Source organism: Paenibacillus sp. S-38, assembly GCF_049942825.1.
GTDB lineage: Bacteria > Bacillota > Bacilli > Paenibacillales > NBRC-103111 > Paenibacillus_G.
This window is the reverse complement of the sequence record NZ_CP187970.1, coordinates 6,947,057-6,965,320: the sequence shown is the minus strand read 5'-3', so window position 1 is coordinate 6,965,320 and position 18,264 is coordinate 6,947,057. Positions and strand designations below refer to the sequence as shown.

Sequence of the window (18,264 nt, the reverse complement as noted above, 5' to 3'; positions counted from 1 at the left end):
TCCCTCCAATTGCCTAGTGTGAATACCGGATGAACTTGCTCGGGATTCGTAGTCAATTGCCGGGAAACATGGTACAATCGGAGGAAGCGACACCAGATGTCATTTTTTATTATGATGCATAGGTACAGAAACGGAGGATTACAGAGCAATGGCCAAGGCTAAGATGAGAAGCGACATGATCAAAAAGGGCTTCGACCGCGCACCTCACCGCAGTCTGCTTCGCGCAGCGGGTGTGAAAGAAGAGGATTTCGACAAGCCGTTCATTGCGGTGTGCAATTCCTATATCGATATCGTACCGGGTCACGTTCACCTGCAGGAATTCGGCAAGATCGTGAAGGAAGCCATCCGCGAAGCGGGCGGCGTGCCGTTCGAATTCAACACCATCGGCGTGGACGATGGCATTGCTATGGGCCATATCGGCATGCGTTACTCGCTGCCGAGCCGTGAGATTATCGCTGACTCCCTCGAGACGGTGGTGGCTGCGCACTGGTTCGACGGTATGGTCTGTATTCCGAACTGCGACAAGATCACACCGGGCATGATGATGGGCGCGCTGCGCGTCAACATCCCGACGATGTTTGTCTCCGGCGGTCCGATGAAGGCGGGCAAGACGAGCGACGGCCGTTCGATCTCCCTCTCCTCGGTATTCGAAGGCGTAGGCGCTTACCAGGCCGGCAAAATCGACGACAAGTCGCTGCTCGAGCTCGAACAGTACGGCTGTCCGACATGTGGGTCCTGCTCAGGTATGTTCACAGCGAACTCGATGAACTGTCTGGCCGAAGGCCTTGGCCTTGCGCTGCCGGGCAACGGCACGATTCTCGCGATCTCCGAAGACCGCAGAGAGTTCGTGAAGAAGTCCGCGAAGCAGCTCATGGAGCTGATCAAGCTCGACATCAAGCCGCGTGACATCGTAACGATCGAAGCGATCGACAATGCGTTCGCCCTCGATATGGCGATGGGCGGTTCCACGAACACGGTGCTTCACACGCTGGCTCTGGCGCATGAAGCGGGCTTCGAATACCCGATCGAGCGCATCAACGAAGTGGCGAAGCGCGTGCCTCACCTGGCGAAGATCGCCCCGGCCTCCGATTACCATATCGAAGACGTTCATAATGCGGGCGGCGTCAGCGCAGTGCTCAACGAGCTCTTCAAGAAGCCGGGCGCGTTGCACGGCGACTGCATTACCGTAACGGGCAAGACGCTGGCCGAGAATGTTGCAGGCTGCGAGATTCTCGACAAGGACGTCATCCATCCGCTCGACAATCCGCATTCCGAGCAGGGCGGCCTGGCCGTACTGTTCGGTAACCTGGCTCCGGGCGGCTCGATCATCAAGGTCGGCGCGGTGGACAAGTCCGTCGGCGGCTACCACAAGGGGCCTGCGATCTGCTTCGATTCCCAGGAAGCGGCGCTCGAAGGCATCGCAAACGGCAAGGTCAAAGAAGGCCACGTAGTCGTTATCCGCTACGAAGGTCCGAAGGGCGGCCCGGGCATGCCTGAGATGCTCGCTCCGACATCGCAGATCGTGGGCATGGGCCTCGGCGCGAAGGTCGGTCTGATCACCGACGGCCGTTTCTCCGGTGCATCCCGCGGGATCTCCATCGGCCACATCTCGCCGGAAGCGGCTGAGGGCGGCCCGATCGCCTTCGTGAACGACGGCGATATCATTGAACTGGATCTGGTTAACCGCACGATTCAGCTTGAAGTCAGCGACGAAGAGCTGGAAGCACGCCGTGCGAACTGGAAAGGCTTCGAGCCGAAGGTGAAGACCGGGTATCTGGCCCGCTATTCCAAGCTCGTCACCAACGCCAGCACCGGCGGCGTTCTGAAGATCTAATCCGTAGGCGTAGCAAGCAAGACAGCCTGACCGTACGAGAGACGGTCAGGCTGTCTTTTTTTGGGCTGGACCCGCTAATCGCTGCGGGCTGATGAGACTCACACCCGCTGGATTGGGTTGTCTTAACCATCACGAACCGTCTTCATGCACGGGATCCCGCTGATCTTGGAGGCAGATCGGGCCTCAGGCCAACGCCTCCATGCAGGAGGCTTCACTTGGCCCGCAGGCTGCCCGGCGATCTAAGGTAGGTAGGCTTGATTCTTACTGCACCACGGGGCGGGAAGCAGGCTGGGGCTGTAGTCCCGGCTCAGTACCCGGGCCGCTTAAGATTCCACCTGGTCGTCACCCGTGGAATCGTGGGTCGGATGGCCGCCGGGGTATTCCCTTGACATGCCGGCATGCAGCTCCCGGTTCTCATAAGTGAAGCGATTCTGCGAATGCTGGTCGTCCCGCCATGGCGTGCTCTTGCCGAGGCCCTCGGTAAGGGCGCTGCTGCCGTAGGGGCCTTCCGGAAATTCCTCGGCCGTCAGATCATTGCGCATGGATTCGACGGTCGCCAGGTCCGTATATTTCTGGTGGGGGGCCTGATCCGCGAATCCGTCGCCGCTGCGGTCGGTGGTGTCTTTCTCCATAGTTCATCCTCCTGTAGGTCAGAGCTCTGCTTTGGTAGCATCCCCCAGCCGGATACAAAATATCCAAATCCTGCTTGACGCCCTCCAGTCGGCATGGTACTATAGTACTAATTTCAAACGATGAACGAACGAGAACGAGGAAGCACCTCTCTTGCCTGACCGGCTGGAGAGGTGCTTTTTTGCATGGGCTTCAGGTTCTAGTTTGGAAACCACACCTCAGGAGGACTGGCATATGAATTTGATGTTTCTGAACAGCATGGAGAAGACGACGGCGGAGGGGGAAGTGTTCACCGCCCAGGTATCGATCGGTGAGAGCGAAGGCAGCTGGATTGTCATGTGGAATGAATCGCCGGACGAAGGGCTTGGAGCGGCGGAGACCTGGTACGAGGGCAGCGAATGGAGCGCGATGATGAAGACGTTCCGCGAGCGCGTGTTCGCCAAGCAGTGCGAAGGCTACGCGCCTCTGCTCGAGATGCAGGTCAGCGAGATGGATGGGCTGGACGGGCGGATGGCCTACATGCAGCCGCTGCACTTCTACAGCGAGCGGCATGCCCAGGAGGAGCTGTACGAGGCGCTTCGCCAGTGGCGCTTCAAGCAGGCGTCGCAGGAGGGGAAGGCGCCGTTCATCGTAGCGACGAACCGGCTGCTGAAGATGATCTCCGCGTTCGTGCCGCAGACCGAAGAGGAGCTGCTGCAGCTGCCGGGCTTCGGCAAGACGAAGGCGGCCGCGTACTGCACGGCGATCCTGGCGCTGACCGCCGGACGTGAGCGTGCGGGCAGCTTCCCGCTGACGTGGGTGGAGTCAGCCGTCGATCCGGCGGAGCTGAACGCCTGGCTGCTCGGGGAGAAGGAGCGCAAGATGAAGGCGGAAGCCGACAAGCAGGACGTGAAGCGGCGGCTGCTGGAGGCGGCGCAGCGGGGGGCAAAGCTCGACGAGGTCCAGGAAGAGACGAAGATCCAGCGGCGCAATCTGCTGCTCTGGCTTGAAGAGCTCGACCGGGACGGCTACGATCTAGAGGCCTACATCGAGGCGATGCTGGAGGAAGTGGAGGAAACCCTCATCGCGGCGGCCTGGCAGGCGTTCGAGCAGCAGGGGGACCGCTACCTGAAGCCGATCCTGAAGGCCGTTTACCCGAGCGAGGAACTCTCGGCCAAGGACAGCGACCGCGCCTACGAGTGGCTGCGCCTGCTCCGCATGAAATACCGCAAGGCGAATACCGTGACGCAGAGCGCCGCATCGTAAGCGGGATTCACCTGCCGGGCGGAAGGAAAGCTCCGAAGCTCCCGGCCGCCCAAAGCTGAGATGCTCATCGAGCTCGGCAGCTAGGAAAGCACAGACGCAGTGATAAGTGTGACCATGAAACGGCTGGGCAGCTGAACTGCTGAACTGCCCTATGCCAGCGATCATAGCGCTTCCTCGCCTTTTACCGCCCGGTAGACCACTCCATGCCAGTGTCCTGCGCACTACAATAACAAAACCCCCGGACCTCCATGGAAGGAAGTCCGGGGGTTTCTCATCGGCCGGCGGGTTATGCTCACAGCCAGTCTTTCTTGCGGAACAGCCAGAACATCGCGATGCCGAGGAACACCATGCCGAAGATCAGTGAGAGGCCGCCCCAATGGGACTTGGCTCCCGGGATATACTCTACGTTCATCCCATAGATCCCGGTGATGAACGTCAAGGGCATGAAGATCGTGGTGATGGCCGTGAACACTCTCATGATTTCGTTCGCCCGGTTGGCCAGGGACGACTGATAGGCTTCGCGCAAGTTGCCCATGAGCTCCCGGAACGTATCGAACGTCTCGGAGATCTTGACCGCGTTCTCGTAGATGTCGCCGAAGTACTTCTTCAGCGGCTCGGAGATCAGCTTCAGCTCCTTGCGGCCCAGGGTCGCGATCACTTCACGCTGCGGATTGAGCACCTTCTTCAGCCACAAGATCTCGCTGCGCAGACCGATGATCTCGTTGAGATGCGCCTTCTTCGTGTGCATGAGGATCTCTTCCTCAAGCTTCTCGATCTTCGCGTCGATCCGGTCGCCGACCAGGGTATAATTATCGATGATCAGGTCAATGAGGTGATACAGGAACTCGTCGGGCGCCTTGACTTCCTCTTCCCAGAGGACGGGCTTCAGGGCGCGGATTTCGTTAATTTTCTGCCGGGTAATCGTTATGATGTAATGCCTGCCTAGAAAGATGTTAAGGGCACGCAGGAAAATTTCTTCGTCATCAAAGCGGATGGAATTAAATACAATGAAATAGTGCGTGTCGTACAGTTCGATCTTCGGACGCTGTTCTTCTTCCGTCAGCACGTCCTCTACAGCCAGTTCGTGAAGGTGGAACAAGGGCTGAAGCATCTCGAGATCCTCCGGTTCCGCGTCGATCCAGTAGAATCCGTGATGCGGAGGGACCACCGTCTGGGTAATGTCCTCCACCAATGTGAATATGCCGTCCTGCACCAAGCGTGCCTTCATAGGTCTCACCCTTTCGTGTTGCCGAAACCGGAACACGACCCTTGCCTACGGCGTGCGGACTGCAAAAACCTGCTGAGGGCGTCAGCCGAAGGGGCGGCTGCGGAGGGCAGGCGGATGGCAGAATCGAACGATGGCAGGGGGCCGGGTTCCATTCGGAATATGGAGCATTAATTGAACGCAGAAGCGACTCCTCGGGTCTCCGTCCATTCGTTTGATCGCACCCCTTTATTGAGAAGATTGTCGAACCCTTGTCTAGTATAACTCGGCGTTTTCAAGAACACAATGCAGATTTGTCGGCCTGCTATAAGGTATGTTCGAAGGGGATTCAGGGTGCGGACAGCTGCCGGCGGGAGGGGAAATAAACGGCTTAGGGCGTGGACTCCCCCCTTGACGGGCGCTTTCTTTTCGATTAAAGTATTGTTATCCAAAACAACTGAATAGATTCGGTTTCACACTCTTATCAAGAGCAGGTTGAGGGACTAGCCCGATGATACCCGGCAACCGACAATCCTTTGCAAACAGCAGGCAGGTATACAGACACGAAGCGAAGGCATTGCACGGTGCTAATTCTTGCGGAAGCGTAACGGCTTCTGATAGATGAGAGAGAGGACGATGTAACATACAAAGGCCTTTCTCGTCGCGCGCGGGGAAGGTCTTTTTGCTGTAATACCTGGCCTTCTCCCTCGCAGAGTGCGGGAATAACGAATCGATCCCAAGAAGGAGTGAAACCCGGATGCCAATTAAAGTACCAGATCAACTGCCCGCCAAAGAAATCCTGATTAACGAGAACATCTTCGTCATGGACGAAAGCGTGGCGTTCCAGCAGGATATCCGTCCCCTGCGGATTGCGATTATGAACCTGATGCCCACCAAGGAGACGACGGAGACCCAGCTCCTCAGGCTGATCGGGAACACTCCGCTGCAGGTCGAATTCATTCTGCTGCACCCGAAGACGCATACTTCGAAGAACACCTCGCTCGAGCACCTGGAGCAATTCTACAAAACCTTCGAGGACGTCAAGCACGAGTATCTGGACGGTATGATCATTACGGGCGCCCCTGTGGAACAGCTGAACTTCGAGCACGTGAACTACTGGGACGAGCTGGCCGAGATCATGAACTGGTCCCGCACCCACGTGACCTCGACCCTCCATATCTGTTGGGCGGCCCAAGCGGGCCTGTTCCATCACTACGGCGTGCCGAAGTACCCGCTCGAGGAGAAAATGTTCGGGGTATTCCCGCACACGATCTCGAAGCCGAACGTGAAGCTGCTCCGCGGGTTTGACGAAGCGTTCTATGTGCCGCAGTCGCGCCATACCGAAGTGCGCCGGGAGGATATCCTGAAGCATCCGGAGCTCGAGATTTTGTCGGAGTCGGAGGATTCAGGGGTCTACATCGTCGCCACCAAGGACGGCAAACAGATTTTCGTTACCGGACATTCGGAATACGACGCTTGTTCATTGAAGGCGGAGTATGACCGGGATGTGAACAAAGGGCTCGAGATCGCCATACCGAAGAATTACTATCCGAACAACGATCCGGCGCGGCAGCCGCTCAACACCTGGAGAGCCCATGCGAACCTGCTCTTCTCGAACTGGCTCAACTACTATGTCTACCAGGAAACGCCTTACGACCTGTACAAAGGAGAATATGTGATATGAGTACACACGAGGAACAGAAGCCGCAGTCGAATAAGCTCCAAATCGAAAGCCGTCTGGCGCAGATCGGTTCTATCGAAGAGCCGGTTACCGGGGCCGTATCCTTCCCGATCTATAACTCTACGGCGTTCCGCCATCCGAAGCTCGGCCAGAGCACCGGCTTTGACTATGCCCGCACGAAGAGCCCGACCCGCACGGTGCTTGAGAAGGCGATCGCGGAGCTGGAATCCGGCGACGCCGGGTTTGCTTGTTCCTCCGGCATGGCCGCCCTGCAGACGATCTTTGCCTTGTTCCGCCAGGGCGACCATCTGATCGTATCGCTGGATCTCTACGGCGGCACGTACCGCCTGCTGGAGAAGATCATGTCGCGCTTCGGTGTGACGGCGACCTACGTGGATACGAATGATCTGGATGCACTGGAAGCGAGCGTGCAGCCGGGGACCAAGGCCGTGCTGATCGAGACGCCGACGAACCCGCTGATGATGGTTACCGATATCGAGCTCGTGTGTACATGGGCGAAGAAGAAGGGCATTCTCACCATCGTGGACAACACGCTGCTGACGCCGTTCTTCCAGCGCCCGATCGAGCTCGGAGCCGATATCATCATTCACAGCGCGACGAAGTACCTCGGCGGCCACAACGACGTGCTGGCCGGCCTCATCGTCACGAAGGGCAAGGAGCTCTCCGAGGAGATGGCCTTCCTGCACAACTCCATCGGCGCCGTTCTTGGGCCGCAGGATTCCTGGCTGCTCATGCGCGGGATGAAGACGCTCGCGCTGCGTATGGAGCGCCATCAGTACAATGCGACGAAGATTGCGACGTTCCTGCAGGAGCATCCGGATGTCGAGACGGTCTACTATCCGGCGCTTGCTTCCCATCCGGGGCATGAGATTCAGAATCGTCAGTCGTCGGGCAACACGGGGATTTTCTCCTTCAAGATGAAGGATGCCCGTACGATTGAGCCGATTCTGCGCCATATCAAGCTTATCGCCTTCGCCGAGAGCCTGGGCGGGGTGGAATCGCTGATGACATACCCGGCTGTACAGACGCATGCGGACATTCCGGAGGAGATCCGCCGCAAGGTGGGTGTCGACGAGAAGCTGCTGCGCTACTCGGTAGGCATTGAGCATGCCGATGACCTGATTGCAGACCTGTCCCGGGCGATTGAGCTCGCCAAGCAGGAGATTGAGAGCGGTGTGCCGGTGCTCGGCTGATCCCTTTCATCTGAAGCGTGCCCGCGCACATATAATAGAAAGAAAGAGGAGTGCCCGTAGAAGCGGGGCTCCTCTTTTTGTCGTTTGGGGGCCCGTGCTGCATTTTTATTCGTGCCCTAGGCTTGGCCTGCGTCCCTCCTCCTATCAGCCAAACGTCAGGGACCGTCCATGTTCTGCGGGAGATGGCGGATCTATAATAAGACTTGCAAGCAAGGCTGCAGTACATGGAAATGTGGATGTGAGGGAGGAAAAAAGTCCATGAAGCGCAAACGGATGGTATTGACACTGCTTGTTCTGTTGTTCGGTGCGGCGGTGCAAGGGGCTGCCGCCCAAGACAGGGAAGGAAAGGAAGGGGCGGGACGAGTGGTGCCCGTCAAAAAAATTCAGGCGGAGAGTGCGTTCCGAGGCCGTACCGGTACCTTCGTGATCAAGGACCTGCACAGCGGGGACACGTATGTCTATAACCGGGATCGGGCGGAGACGCCGCTGACACCGGAGTCCACCTTCAAGGTGGCGAATGCACTGATCGGCCTTCAGAACGGAGCGGTGCGCGATGAGTATGACGTGAAGCGCTGGGACGGGACGATACGCGAGTTCGAGAGCTGGAACCGGGACCACACGCTGGGATCGGCGATGCGGGAGTCTGCCATCTGGTACTATCAGGCGCTGGCGCGGGATATCGGAACGGAGCATATGCAGCAGGGACTCGACAGCCTGTCCTACGGCAACCGGGACCTCAGCGGGGGCATCGACCGCTTCTGGCTGGACAGCACGCTGAAGATTACGGCGATGGAGCAGGTAGACTTCCTCGAGAAGCTGGTGCGGGAGCAGCTGCCTCTGGACCGTCCGGTCATGAAGACGGTGAAGCGCATGATGATCCAGGAGGAGGGCGATACCTACACGCTGTACGGCAAAACGGGAACCCGCCTGTCGGATTACGGGCTCGGCTGGTATGTCGGCTTCCTGACGGGAGAGAAACGCAGTTATGTCTTTGCGGCGAATCTAGAAGGCAGCGGATCCGAGGCCAAGGGGATCACGCTGGAGATTCTGAGGAGCCATGGCCTGCTTCCTCCGAATTGACGGACCGGGCTTTTCTTCATTTCGGGTGAGGTGACCACCGGACAGCAGGTGCGCCTGCCCTCTTGTGCCTTGTCATTCCTTAGGGCATCCTACTTGAGGACCGTACCGATCCGCCGCGAGGTTTGGGGCAGTCGCCCAAGGCTTCCGTACCGTTCACATAATGTTTGCAAAATATCCGCGGGGGGAACCGGAGGCTTCTTCCTGCGGCCTTTTGGTATAGCGGGGATGGAGCGGTTTGTGGTACGATGGGGAATATAAAGGAGATGAAATGCGATGAGTTCCATCGATCGTATCTTGGATTCGGTGCTGGCAGGAGAACGCCTTGGCGTGGAGGACTGCATAGCGCTGTACGAATCCGATCAGATTGAGAAAATGGGCCACGCGGCCAATCAGATCATGCTGAGACATCACCCCGAGCCGGTGACAACCTTCGTGATCGGACGCAATATCAACTATACGAATATCTGTGACGTATTCTGCCGGTTCTGTGCATTCTACCGTGCTCCGGGTTCGCCCGAGGGGTATGTTCTGCCGGATGAAGTCATATTCCAGAAGATTCAGGAAACGATCAACGTCGGAGGCACCGAGATCCTTATGCAGGGCGGCGTGAATCCGGACCTGCCGTTCTCCTACTATACAAACCTGCTCCGCGAGATCAAGAAGCGCTTCCCGGATATCACGATGCACTCCTTCTCGCCGGCGGAGATCATGAAGATGCAGGTCCTTTCCGGCCTTTCACTAGAAGATGTGATCCGGGCATTGAAGGAAGCCGGTCTCGACTCCCTCCCAGGCGGTGGCGGCGAGATTCTGGACGACCGCACACGCCGGAAGATTTCGAGACTCAAAGGCTCATGGCGTGACTGGATGGACGTGATGCATGCGGCACACAAGGTCGGCATGCATACGACCGGTACGATGGTCATCGGCTTCGGCGAATCGAATGAAGAACGGGCGCTGCACCTGCTGCGGATCCGCGAACAGCAGGACCTGTCGCTCGCAAGCGGCTATCCGGTTCCCGGCTTCCTGGCCTTTATCTCGTGGACGTTCCAGCCGGAGAACACGAACCTGAAGGCCGAGAAGCTCGGAGCGGAGGATTACCTGAAGAACGTGGCGATCTCCCGCCTCATGCTCGACAACGTGAAGAACTTCCAGTCCTCCTGGGTCACGATGGGGCCCGAAGTGGGCAAGCTTTCGCTGCATTACGGTTGCAACGACTTCGGTTCGACCATGATTGAGGAGAATGTCGTCTCCGCGGCGGGTACAACCCATAAAGTGAACATTTCTTCTACGCTGCAGCTCATCCGCGAAGCGGGCAAGATCCCTGCCCAGCGCAATACGAAGTACGAAATTTTGCGGATGTTCGACGATGAGATGGTACAGGTAGAAAACGACTTTATCATGCAGAACTAGATCCATATACGGAAGACCGCTGAGCGATTCGGCGGTCTCTTTTTTGTGTAATTTTAAAAGAAGCTTTAGGCGGGGCTTATTGACTATCAATCTAATGAATGTTAGTTTTAGAGCAATGACAACAAAAACTGGAAAGACGGGGGAACCGTGTGAAACATATTTTATATCTCCAGCCTTACCCGAGTCAGGTTGGCGGCGTGGATACGGTGCTGCTGCAGCTCATCGAAGGCCTGGACCGGACCCAATACCAGCCGTTTGTTCTTTTGGCCGGGCACAGCCCCTATGTAGAGAAGTACGAGAGCTTGGGCGTCAAGGTGTTCATCGGGAAGCTCGCGGTATTCGGCAAACCGACGAGCTATAGGTATTACTGGGACAATACGCTGAAGCTCTTCAGCACCGTGAGAACCGTGCTGGACATCATCAAGAAGCATCGGATCGATCTTGTTCACTCTCATAAGATGGAGCTCATGGGCGGCAATATCGCGGCCAAGCTCAAAGGGATTCCTTCCGTACAGACGGTGCACGAGCTGCCAAGAGGCATGCTGCCTGCTTATCAGATGGTCGGACTGCTGAATCATCTGTTGAATGATAAAGTCGTCGTCCTATGTGAGCGGAGCAAGGTAATGTTCCGGTGGTTTGGCAGGGAATCGGGCAAATTGACGAAAATCTACAACGGCATTCAATTTTCCGAAGCTGATTACGATAGCGCTTCCAAATCGATTCGAGAGCAGCTGGGGCTTCCTACGGAGGAACCGCTGATGATGACGGTGGCGCGGCTGGCGCCGGAGAAAGGAATGGAGACCCTGATCCGGGCTGCCGAGCAGTTCAAAGCGGACGGGAACCGCGGGCATTTTGTCATCGTAGGCGATGCGACTTTTGAGCATGAGAAGGTATATAAGGAGAAGCTGTTTGCCTTGGCGGTCTTGCTCGGTGTGACGGACCGTGTCCATTTCGTCGGGCTGCGGCGGGATGTGCCGGAGCTTCTTCGCCAGGCGGATGTATTCGTGCTATCCTCCGTCTTCGACACGTTCCCCACCGCGATTCTGGAGGCCATGCGGGCGGGACTGCCTGTTGTCTCGACGGATGTGGGGGGCGTGCCCGAGATGGTGCGTCCGGAGAACGGGATGGTGACTCCAGTGTTTGACCATAAAGCTTTGTCAGACGCGGTTGCAAAGGTCCTGTCCATGGATTATCAGAGGATGGGGCTCCGGGGGAAGGAAATGATGGAGAAGGAGTTCTCCCGTGCGGCTTATGTCGGGCGGACCGTCCAGCTCTATGAGGAGCTGTGGACGCAGTACGGTATGAGCAGCCGGCAGGTGGAGTACGCCGGTTCGTAAGTGGGCGCCAAGAGTGGAGCATCATACAACGCGCGAAGATCAGGATATCATCATACAACGTGCCAAGATCAGGGACAAGCATCATTCAGCTTACCCCAAAAGGCCTGCTGCAGGTTCGCAGTAGGCCTTCTTCCGCCTGGGCTCATCCGAGCCAGTGGAAAATCCGGCCTGGGGCGGTCTCGTCCTGTGGGGCCGTGCCGGGTGAGGATGAGGCGGACGAAGCGGAGTCAGGAGAAGCAGAACCGGGAGATGCGGATGCCGGAGCAGCCGAACCGGACGAAGCCGATGCGGGAAAGGGCAGGTGCCCCGCCGGCAGCAAGGCTTGTGCCGGAATCACGGTCCGGGCCGGGGGGGCCGCAGCTGCAGCCGCCTCTCCGGCCTCCGCCGGGCGGATGACGACCTGTGTGCCGCGGGGCACCAGCGGATACAGCGCGGCGATGTCTTCGTCGGTCATCCGGATGCATCCAAGGGATGCATTCCGCCCGATGGACGAAGCATCGGAAGTGCCGTGCACGGCCAGCCGGCCCATCCCGAGCGCAGCGGCGCCATATACCCCTTCCTGGCGGCCTTGGGGGGCCAGCACCCGCTCACCGATGGTGAAGCTGCCGTTAGGCGTAGCACCTCCTGCCCCGAGCCCTACAGGGTACTCGGCAAGCAGCGCCTCTCCGGCGGTGAGCCGGATCACGTGCCTGTCCTGTATCACTTCAAGGGCCGCCTGCCGGTAGGGAACAGACAAAGGACCCTGATGGAGGGCTGCTTGACCGCCATCCCCATTCCCGTCGCCGCCTGCCGTCTCCAGGTTCCCTTCCACATCGGCGGCAGAGACGTTCGGGAAGAAGGCGCCTTCAGGAGAGGACCCGCTGGGCTGATACACCCAGCCGCCGCTTCCATCGAAAAAAGCCCTTACCTCGGACGAACCGGACAGGGCTTCCTCAGGAAGGAAAGAGATATAGTTGGAAGGATACGAGCCGAGCAGAGTCTGCACGGACGCAGGGTAGGCGCCGTGCTCGCTCTTATAGGCGGCCAGAGCGGTACGCACCAGGTTGGCGCCCGCTTCGGTACGGAGCTTCTGCTGCTCCGCCTGAAGGAAACGGATCTTGACGGAATCATCCACGGCCGGCTGGTATTCCGCGATAACGAAAGCTTTGGACTTCCAGCTCTCGTCTGTCAGGGGCACGACACTTTTGCCGGCGACAGGGGAGGCCATCCCGAAGATCACGATGCTGTTCTTCGGATGACCCTCGGACAGCTGAACCGCCCGCTCATGAAGCAGCTCTTCGACTTCTTCGTTCGGTGTACCGTAAGGGATATGCAGCAGGAACGGCAGCTCTACGCTTTCGTATGTAACGGCTTTGCCGATGCCGAGCGGACTCCAGACCGAGACCACTTTGGAGATGGCCGCAGGGCCGTAGAAGAGTCCGGCAAGCAGAAGATTAATGAGCAGCAGGGCCAGGAGCAGCACCTTGAGGAAGAGCGGTATGACCGGCTTGTTCTTCGAGGCGGCCGGGGCTTCTGCGGACTCGGCGAGTCCGGCATCCTTCTCGAGCCGGCGGATGGAACCGGAGGCCAGGTAATAGTAAGGAGAGGGATGGGTCCTCATCGTTTCCCTGTAGTGAAACAGGGCCTTCTCCGGACGCCCCTCGGCTTCATAATGCTGGGCCAGCCGGAAGTGGGCTTCCGGGGAACGGCGGTCGAGATAGTTGATGACCTTCTGATAATAATTCGGATCGTTGCGGTTCAAATATAGGTTCTTATGCAGATGAATGAGATGGTCGGCTTTAGGCACTCGATAACGGGTCGTCGGGTACGGCATAGCAGGAGCCTCCTAGAAGAATTGTCCTAATGATACAAATAGTATCACAAAATAGGTCTAAACGGAAGAGTCAGACCTAAATAAATATACATTATGTATCATGGACATCAAAAAAAGACGCCTCCTTAAGGCGTCAGGGTCATGACTTCCTTCCCATGCACCTTCATCCGGTTGCGTCCACCATGCTTGGCTGCGTAGAGTGCTTCGTCTGCTCCATCGAACAGCTCTTCCTTGGAGCAGCCCTTGCTGAAGGTATGAATCCCCACCGAAATCGTGACGGGATTGCCGTCCAGCTCCAGATGCTTCATTCCCGCGATGCGAACCCGCATCCGCTCCAGCTGGATCAGGAGCTCCGCCAGCCCGGTCTCCGTACACAGGACCGCGAATTCTTCGCCTCCATACCGGGCGGGAAAATCATTCGGCGATACCATCTCGCGGATGACCGCTGCGACCCGGATCAGTACGGCGTCGCCGGCCTGATGTCCGTAAGTGTCGTTCACTTTCTTGAAGTGGTCTATATCGAGCAGGGCCAGATGAAAACCCAGTCCGTTCTGTTCGCCGTGAATCATCAATTCATCCAGATATTCATGGAAGGAGCGGTGGTTGTAGAGACCGGTGAGCGCATCGGTCTTGGCCATCTTGTCCATTAGAATATTGCGGACGAGCAGTTCTTGTTCCGAGGCGAGGGTGGACTTCAGGTCCTGCAGGAGATCGTGTCCGCGGCGGCGGATCTCAAGGCCGAGGAATGTTCCGAAGGTCAGAATGACCGTCATCGCAATCCGTTCTCCCCAGGGTGATGAGCTGAACTCGTGCAGAACGACAATATGGATGAAGAAGAAGCTGGCGAGCGAAAGGCCGTAAGCGAAGAGAAGCTTGCGCCGCTGAAAATAAAAAACCGAGGCGAGAATCGGAAGAAATAATGTGGTCAGCGAGGGGCTGACCTGCGGAAATGTGGTAATAAGATTCAAGGAGAGCGCAGCACCGCCGCAGATGACGACATAGTCCTGGAAACGCTTCAAGAGAACGTAGGCCGCTTCAACCACCAATAACCCCAGCATCATCCAGAGCGTATGGATGCTCAGGATCGCTGCGGGAATATAATGCGGGTTCCAGCGAGAGGTCGTCACATAGACGGATGCGGCAGCGACTGTGAGAACCGCAATGCCCCAGTATCCATTGAGCAGCCTCCGGTTCCAGCGGGACAGTCTCGCTTGCTGTACCGCATCAAAAACCATAGGAATTCACTCCAATTTCCTGTGTAAATCTCATTTATTACTATACCATGGACGCTTGATATTTGTATATATGCGACTCTTGGGCCATATACTTTAAGGGAGGCAAGGGTCTGAAAGGAGTGAATGGGGATGAAGCTGTTTACGGTATATTTGCTGAAACGTACGGACGCACAGGCAGACCGGCTCAGCCTGGAACTCTCGGGTTCCGGCGATTTGCTACATAATACAGACAAAATCCATATCGCTCTTAACGGCACGGAGGGGCTGCATCAGATTGAGGTGTCAGGCAAGCTTCCGGCTTTTCAACTTCATTCGGACGGAGACGTCTTGTTTGCGGAGGCTTCACAGGTACTTGCGGATTACGTGCTGCGCGAAGAGGAGCTTCCTCTCCTGAAGAGTCTGATCCGGCAGGAATTCGGGTACAAGCGGGAGGAGGATATCCGCCAGATCCTCTCCTACTGTGACCGCATGCTTGGAGCGGAAGCGGAAGGACGTGTTCTTGCAGGCCCGAGTGATTATGCTAAAGCTTATGCGCGGCGTAAGGAAATCATAGCCGGTGAGCTCAAGGAATTTCTGCAGGAGCATACGCTGCTCAATCTTGACGGTTTTCTGAAATTCAGGCTTCACAGCTACCGGGATGAGCTGCGGGAGATCGTCGAGTATGCCGTCGATGAATTCGTGATGGACCAGCAGTACCGGGAATTTATCTCCCTTCTCCAGTATTTCGTCTATATCCAGGAAGCGAAGGTTCCGATCGTTCATCTGATCCATAAGGGCGGGGCGGATTTTATGCTGATGAACGAACGGATGGAGCTTATCGAGACGGAAGAGAACGATACGGTCGTCACCGCCCAGATGCTCGAGAAAGACATGAATTTCGAGGATATGATCGTCTCTACCCTGATTACCGTTTCACCGGGCAAAATTTTTATTCATACGAGAGAGCCGGACGTGCAGGTGATCCACACGATCCGCCAGATCTTCGAGAACCGGGTGGAGCTGTGCGGGTACTGCCGGATGTGCCACAGCCTTGACCGCTCGACGGCTGCCGAATATAATAAAGGATAAAGCCGCCATCAAAGACATGAAGAGCTGAAGTGCTGCCCAGAGAGAGGGGACAATGGCTGTAATCCCCTTCAGTGAACGACAGATCTTTACCCCTTTGTAGCTGTGATATGGAACAGGGATGCAGGGAAGCTGCTCCGCCAGTATATATCACCGGTTCATTCCCGTTACAGGATGTCTTAAGGATCCGATTGTCTTGGCCAAAGAAGTGTGCCGGCAGCGGATTGAATTAGGGTGGAACCACGAGCCGAAGCGCTTCGTCCCTTCTGGGATGTTGCGCTTTTTTGTATTTTCACGATGAAATTGGAGGGTTATGAACATGGCAGTCAAAGTAACATTCCCTGATGGGGCCGTAAGAGAGTATGCGGAAGGAACTACTGTAGAAGAAGTAGCCGGATCGATCTCCTCCGGTCTCAAGAAGAACGCGGTGGTTGGCAAAGTTAACGGCAAGCTGGTCGATCTGAGCACGAAGCTGGAAGCAGACGCTAAAGTGTCGATCGTTACCCTCGACAGCGAGGAAGGGCTTGAAGTGTACCGTCACAGCACGGCTCACCTCATGGCGCAGGCTATCAAGAGACTGTACGGGGAGAAAACGGTCAAGCTCGGCATCGGCCCTGTGATCGAAGACGGCTTCTACTACGATATCGATCTGGAAACTTCGCTGACGCCGGACGACCTTGCGAAGATCGAGAAGGAAATGGAGCGGATTGCCGGCGAGAACCTGGCGATCTCCCGCAGAGTGGTCTCCCGGGAGGAGGCCATCCGCATCTTCACCGAGCTCGAGGATCCGCTCAAGCTGGAGCTGATCCGCGACCTGCCCGAGGACTCCGTGCTGACCATCTACGACCAGGGCGAATTCTTCGACCTCTGCCGGGGACCGCACCTGCCGTCGACGGGCCGGATCAAGGCGTTCAAACTGCTCAGCGTAGCCGGGGCATACTGGCGCGGCGATTCCAAGAACAAGATGCTGCAGCGCATCTACGGTACGGCGTTCGCCAAGAAGTCGGAGCTCGAAGAGCACCTGCACCTGCTCGAGGAAGCGAAGAAGCGCGACCACCGCAAGCTCGGGCGCGAACTGAAAATGTTCACATTCTCGAACGAGGTCGGACAAGGGCTGCCGATTTGGCTGCCGCACGGTGCCAAGGTTCGCCAGACGCTCGAGCGCTACATTGTGGACCTTGAGGAACGCCTCGGGTACAACCATGTCTATACACCTGTTCTCGCGAACGTGGAGCTGTATAAGACCAGCGGCCACTGGGAGCACTACAGCGAGGACATGTTCCCTAAGATGGTCATGGACAACGAAGAGCTCGTACTGCGTCCGATGAACTGTCCTCATCACATGATGGTCTACAAGAGTGACATGCGCAGCTACCGCGACCTGCCTGTACGGATCGCCGAGCTCGGCACGATGCACCGCTACGAGATGTCCGGCGCCCTGACCGGCCTGCACCGCGTGCGTGCGATGACGCTCAACGACGCGCACATCTTCTGCCGTCCGGACCAGATCAAGGAAGAATTCGCCCGCGTCGTGAACCTGATCCGTCAAGTGTACGCGGACTTCGGCATTACCGAATACCGCTTCCGTCTGTCCTACCGGGATCCGAAGGATACCGAGAAGTACTTCCCGAACGACGAGATGTGGGAAATGTCCCAGCGCATGTTGAAGGAAGTTGTGGAAGAGCTCGGCCTTCCGTACTTCGAGGCGGAGGGAGAAGCGGCCTTCTACGGGCCGAAGCTCGACGTGCAGATCAAGACGGCCCTGAAGAAGGAAGAGACGCTGTCGACAGCACAGCTCGACTTCCTGCTGCCGGAACGCTTCCAGCTGGAATACGTGGGGGCGGACGGCCAGAAGCACCGTCCTGTGGTCATCCACCGCGGGATTATCTCGACGATGGAGCGCATGACCGCCTTCCTGCTCGAGAACTTCGCCGGTGCGCTGCCGACCTGGCTGTGCCCTGTACAAGCCAAGGTGCTGCCGGTATCGGGGAACTTTGACGCTTACGCGAGGGAAGTCGAGTCCAAGCTGCAAGCGGCGGGCATCCGAGTGGAAGCGGACCTGCGCAACGAGAAGCTTGGTTACAAGATCCGCGAAGCCCAGCTCGAGAAGATTCCTTACATGCTCGTTGTCGGCGAGAATGAAGTGCAGTCCGGCGGGGCGTCCGTACGCCGCCGCGGTCAAGGGGACCTCGGTGCCCAAAGCCTCGATGAAGTGGCGGCACTGATTCTGGAAGACATCCGCAGCAAGAAAGTGCAGTAAGGATTAAGATTTCGTTTCGTCATGTTGGTCTGCTTTTGTTGAAGCGCCTGCCCGGTACACTCCGCTGAGTGCCGGGAGGCGGTTTTTTTTGCGCCTATAAGCGGCATGCCGAGAGGGCTGCCGGGATGCCCGGCTGTTTCTTCCAGACCTCCCTTGGTTATATAGCTTAGAGACTTGTTCTCTAACATCCCTTGTAAGAAAGCCCTTGTGCGGCTTGATGCCGCCTTCTGTCTCCGGGATAGAAGGCCTGCAGTTA

At 57.3% G+C, this 18,264-nt stretch carries 13 protein-coding genes and 1 riboswitch; of the genes, 9 read left to right on the top strand and 4 right to left on the bottom strand.

Annotated features, from left to right (window positions below; genetic code table 11):
• The first annotated feature begins 148 nt into the window (after nt 1-148).
• Nucleotides 149-1,834, top strand: a complete 1,686-nt coding sequence (gene ilvD / locus ACP26L_RS30380; protein ID WP_426449158.1) for a dihydroxy-acid dehydratase — start codon at nt 149-151, stop codon at nt 1,832-1,834.
• Nucleotides 1,835-2,157: 323 nt separating this feature from the next.
• On the opposite strand, the gene ACP26L_RS30375 is transcribed toward ilvD, so the two are convergent.
• Nucleotides 2,158-2,466, bottom strand: coding sequence for a hypothetical protein (locus tag ACP26L_RS30375; RefSeq protein ID WP_426449156.1), 309 nt, complete (start codon nt 2,464-2,466; stop codon nt 2,158-2,160).
• A gap of 232 nt (nt 2,467-2,698) precedes the next feature.
• Here ACP26L_RS30375 and ACP26L_RS30370 point away from each other — a divergent pair, with 232 nt between their 5' ends.
• A complete protein-coding gene (locus tag ACP26L_RS30370; protein ID WP_426449154.1) occupies nt 2,699-3,709 on the top strand; it encodes an HRDC domain-containing protein in 1,011 nt (336 codons plus the stop codon).
• Nucleotides 3,710-4,001: 292 nt separating this feature from the next.
• On the opposite strand, the gene corA is transcribed toward ACP26L_RS30370, so the two are convergent.
• Nucleotides 4,002-4,937: a magnesium/cobalt transporter CorA gene (gene corA, locus ACP26L_RS30365; protein ID WP_014652656.1), complete on the bottom strand. Its 936-nt coding sequence runs from the start codon at nt 4,935-4,937 to the stop codon at nt 4,002-4,004.
• Between the two features lie 454 nt (nt 4,938-5,391).
• Nucleotides 5,392-5,541: riboswitch (SAM riboswitch) on the top strand.
• 129 nt (nt 5,542-5,670) lie between these two features.
• Here corA and metA point away from each other — a divergent pair.
• The 5 genes from metA (at nt 5,671) to ACP26L_RS30340 (ending at nt 11,635) form a co-directional block, all read left to right on the top strand.
• Entirely contained in the window at nt 5,671-6,597 is a 927-nt protein-coding gene (metA, locus tag ACP26L_RS30360; RefSeq protein WP_426449151.1) for a homoserine O-acetyltransferase MetA, read from the top strand.
• The gene (locus ACP26L_RS30355; RefSeq protein ID WP_426449149.1) at nt 6,594-7,808 is read left to right on the top strand and encodes an aminotransferase class I/II-fold pyridoxal phosphate-dependent enzyme; all 1,215 of its coding nucleotides are present in this window, start codon (nt 6,594-6,596) and stop codon (nt 7,806-7,808) included. Before metA ends, ACP26L_RS30355 begins: the two co-directional genes overlap by 4 nt.
• Nucleotides 7,809-8,066: 258 nt before the next feature.
• Complete coding sequence (gene blaOXA, locus ACP26L_RS30350) at nt 8,067-8,888, top strand: class D beta-lactamase (protein WP_426449147.1); 822 nt, start codon at nt 8,067-8,069, stop codon at nt 8,886-8,888.
• A 273-nt stretch (nt 8,889-9,161) separates the two neighbouring features.
• On the top strand, nt 9,162-10,298 hold the full coding sequence (mqnC, locus tag ACP26L_RS30345; RefSeq protein WP_426449146.1) for a cyclic dehypoxanthinyl futalosine synthase: 1,137 nt from the start codon (nt 9,162-9,164) through the stop codon (nt 10,296-10,298).
• A gap of 149 nt (nt 10,299-10,447) precedes the next feature.
• The gene (locus tag ACP26L_RS30340; RefSeq protein ID WP_426449144.1) at nt 10,448-11,635 is read left to right on the top strand and encodes a glycosyltransferase family 4 protein; all 1,188 of its coding nucleotides are present in this window, start codon (nt 10,448-10,450) and stop codon (nt 11,633-11,635) included.
• 142 nt (nt 11,636-11,777) lie between these two features.
• Here the strand turns inward: ACP26L_RS30340 and ACP26L_RS30335 are convergent, their stop codons facing one another.
• Both ACP26L_RS30335 and ACP26L_RS30330 read right to left on the bottom strand, forming a co-directional pair.
• Nucleotides 11,778-13,448: a L,D-transpeptidase family protein gene (locus tag ACP26L_RS30335; RefSeq protein ID WP_426449142.1), complete on the bottom strand. Its 1,671-nt coding sequence runs from the start codon at nt 13,446-13,448 to the stop codon at nt 11,778-11,780.
• Nucleotides 13,449-13,573: 125 nt separating this feature from the next.
• Nucleotides 13,574-14,683 (bottom strand): diguanylate cyclase, encoded by a 1,110-nt coding sequence (locus tag ACP26L_RS30330; RefSeq protein WP_426449140.1) that lies wholly within the window; start codon nt 14,681-14,683, stop codon nt 13,574-13,576.
• Nucleotides 14,684-14,812: 129 nt separating this feature from the next.
• Between ACP26L_RS30330 and ACP26L_RS30325 the strand changes: the two genes are divergently transcribed.
• Nucleotides 14,813-15,751, top strand: coding sequence for a putative sporulation protein YtxC (locus ACP26L_RS30325; RefSeq protein ID WP_426449138.1), 939 nt, complete (start codon nt 14,813-14,815; stop codon nt 15,749-15,751).
• A 316-nt stretch (nt 15,752-16,067) separates the two neighbouring features.
• On the top strand, nt 16,068-18,008 hold the full coding sequence (gene thrS, locus ACP26L_RS30320) for a threonine--tRNA ligase (protein ID WP_426449136.1): 1,941 nt from the start codon (nt 16,068-16,070) through the stop codon (nt 18,006-18,008).
• Nucleotides 18,009-18,264 lie beyond the last annotated feature (256 nt).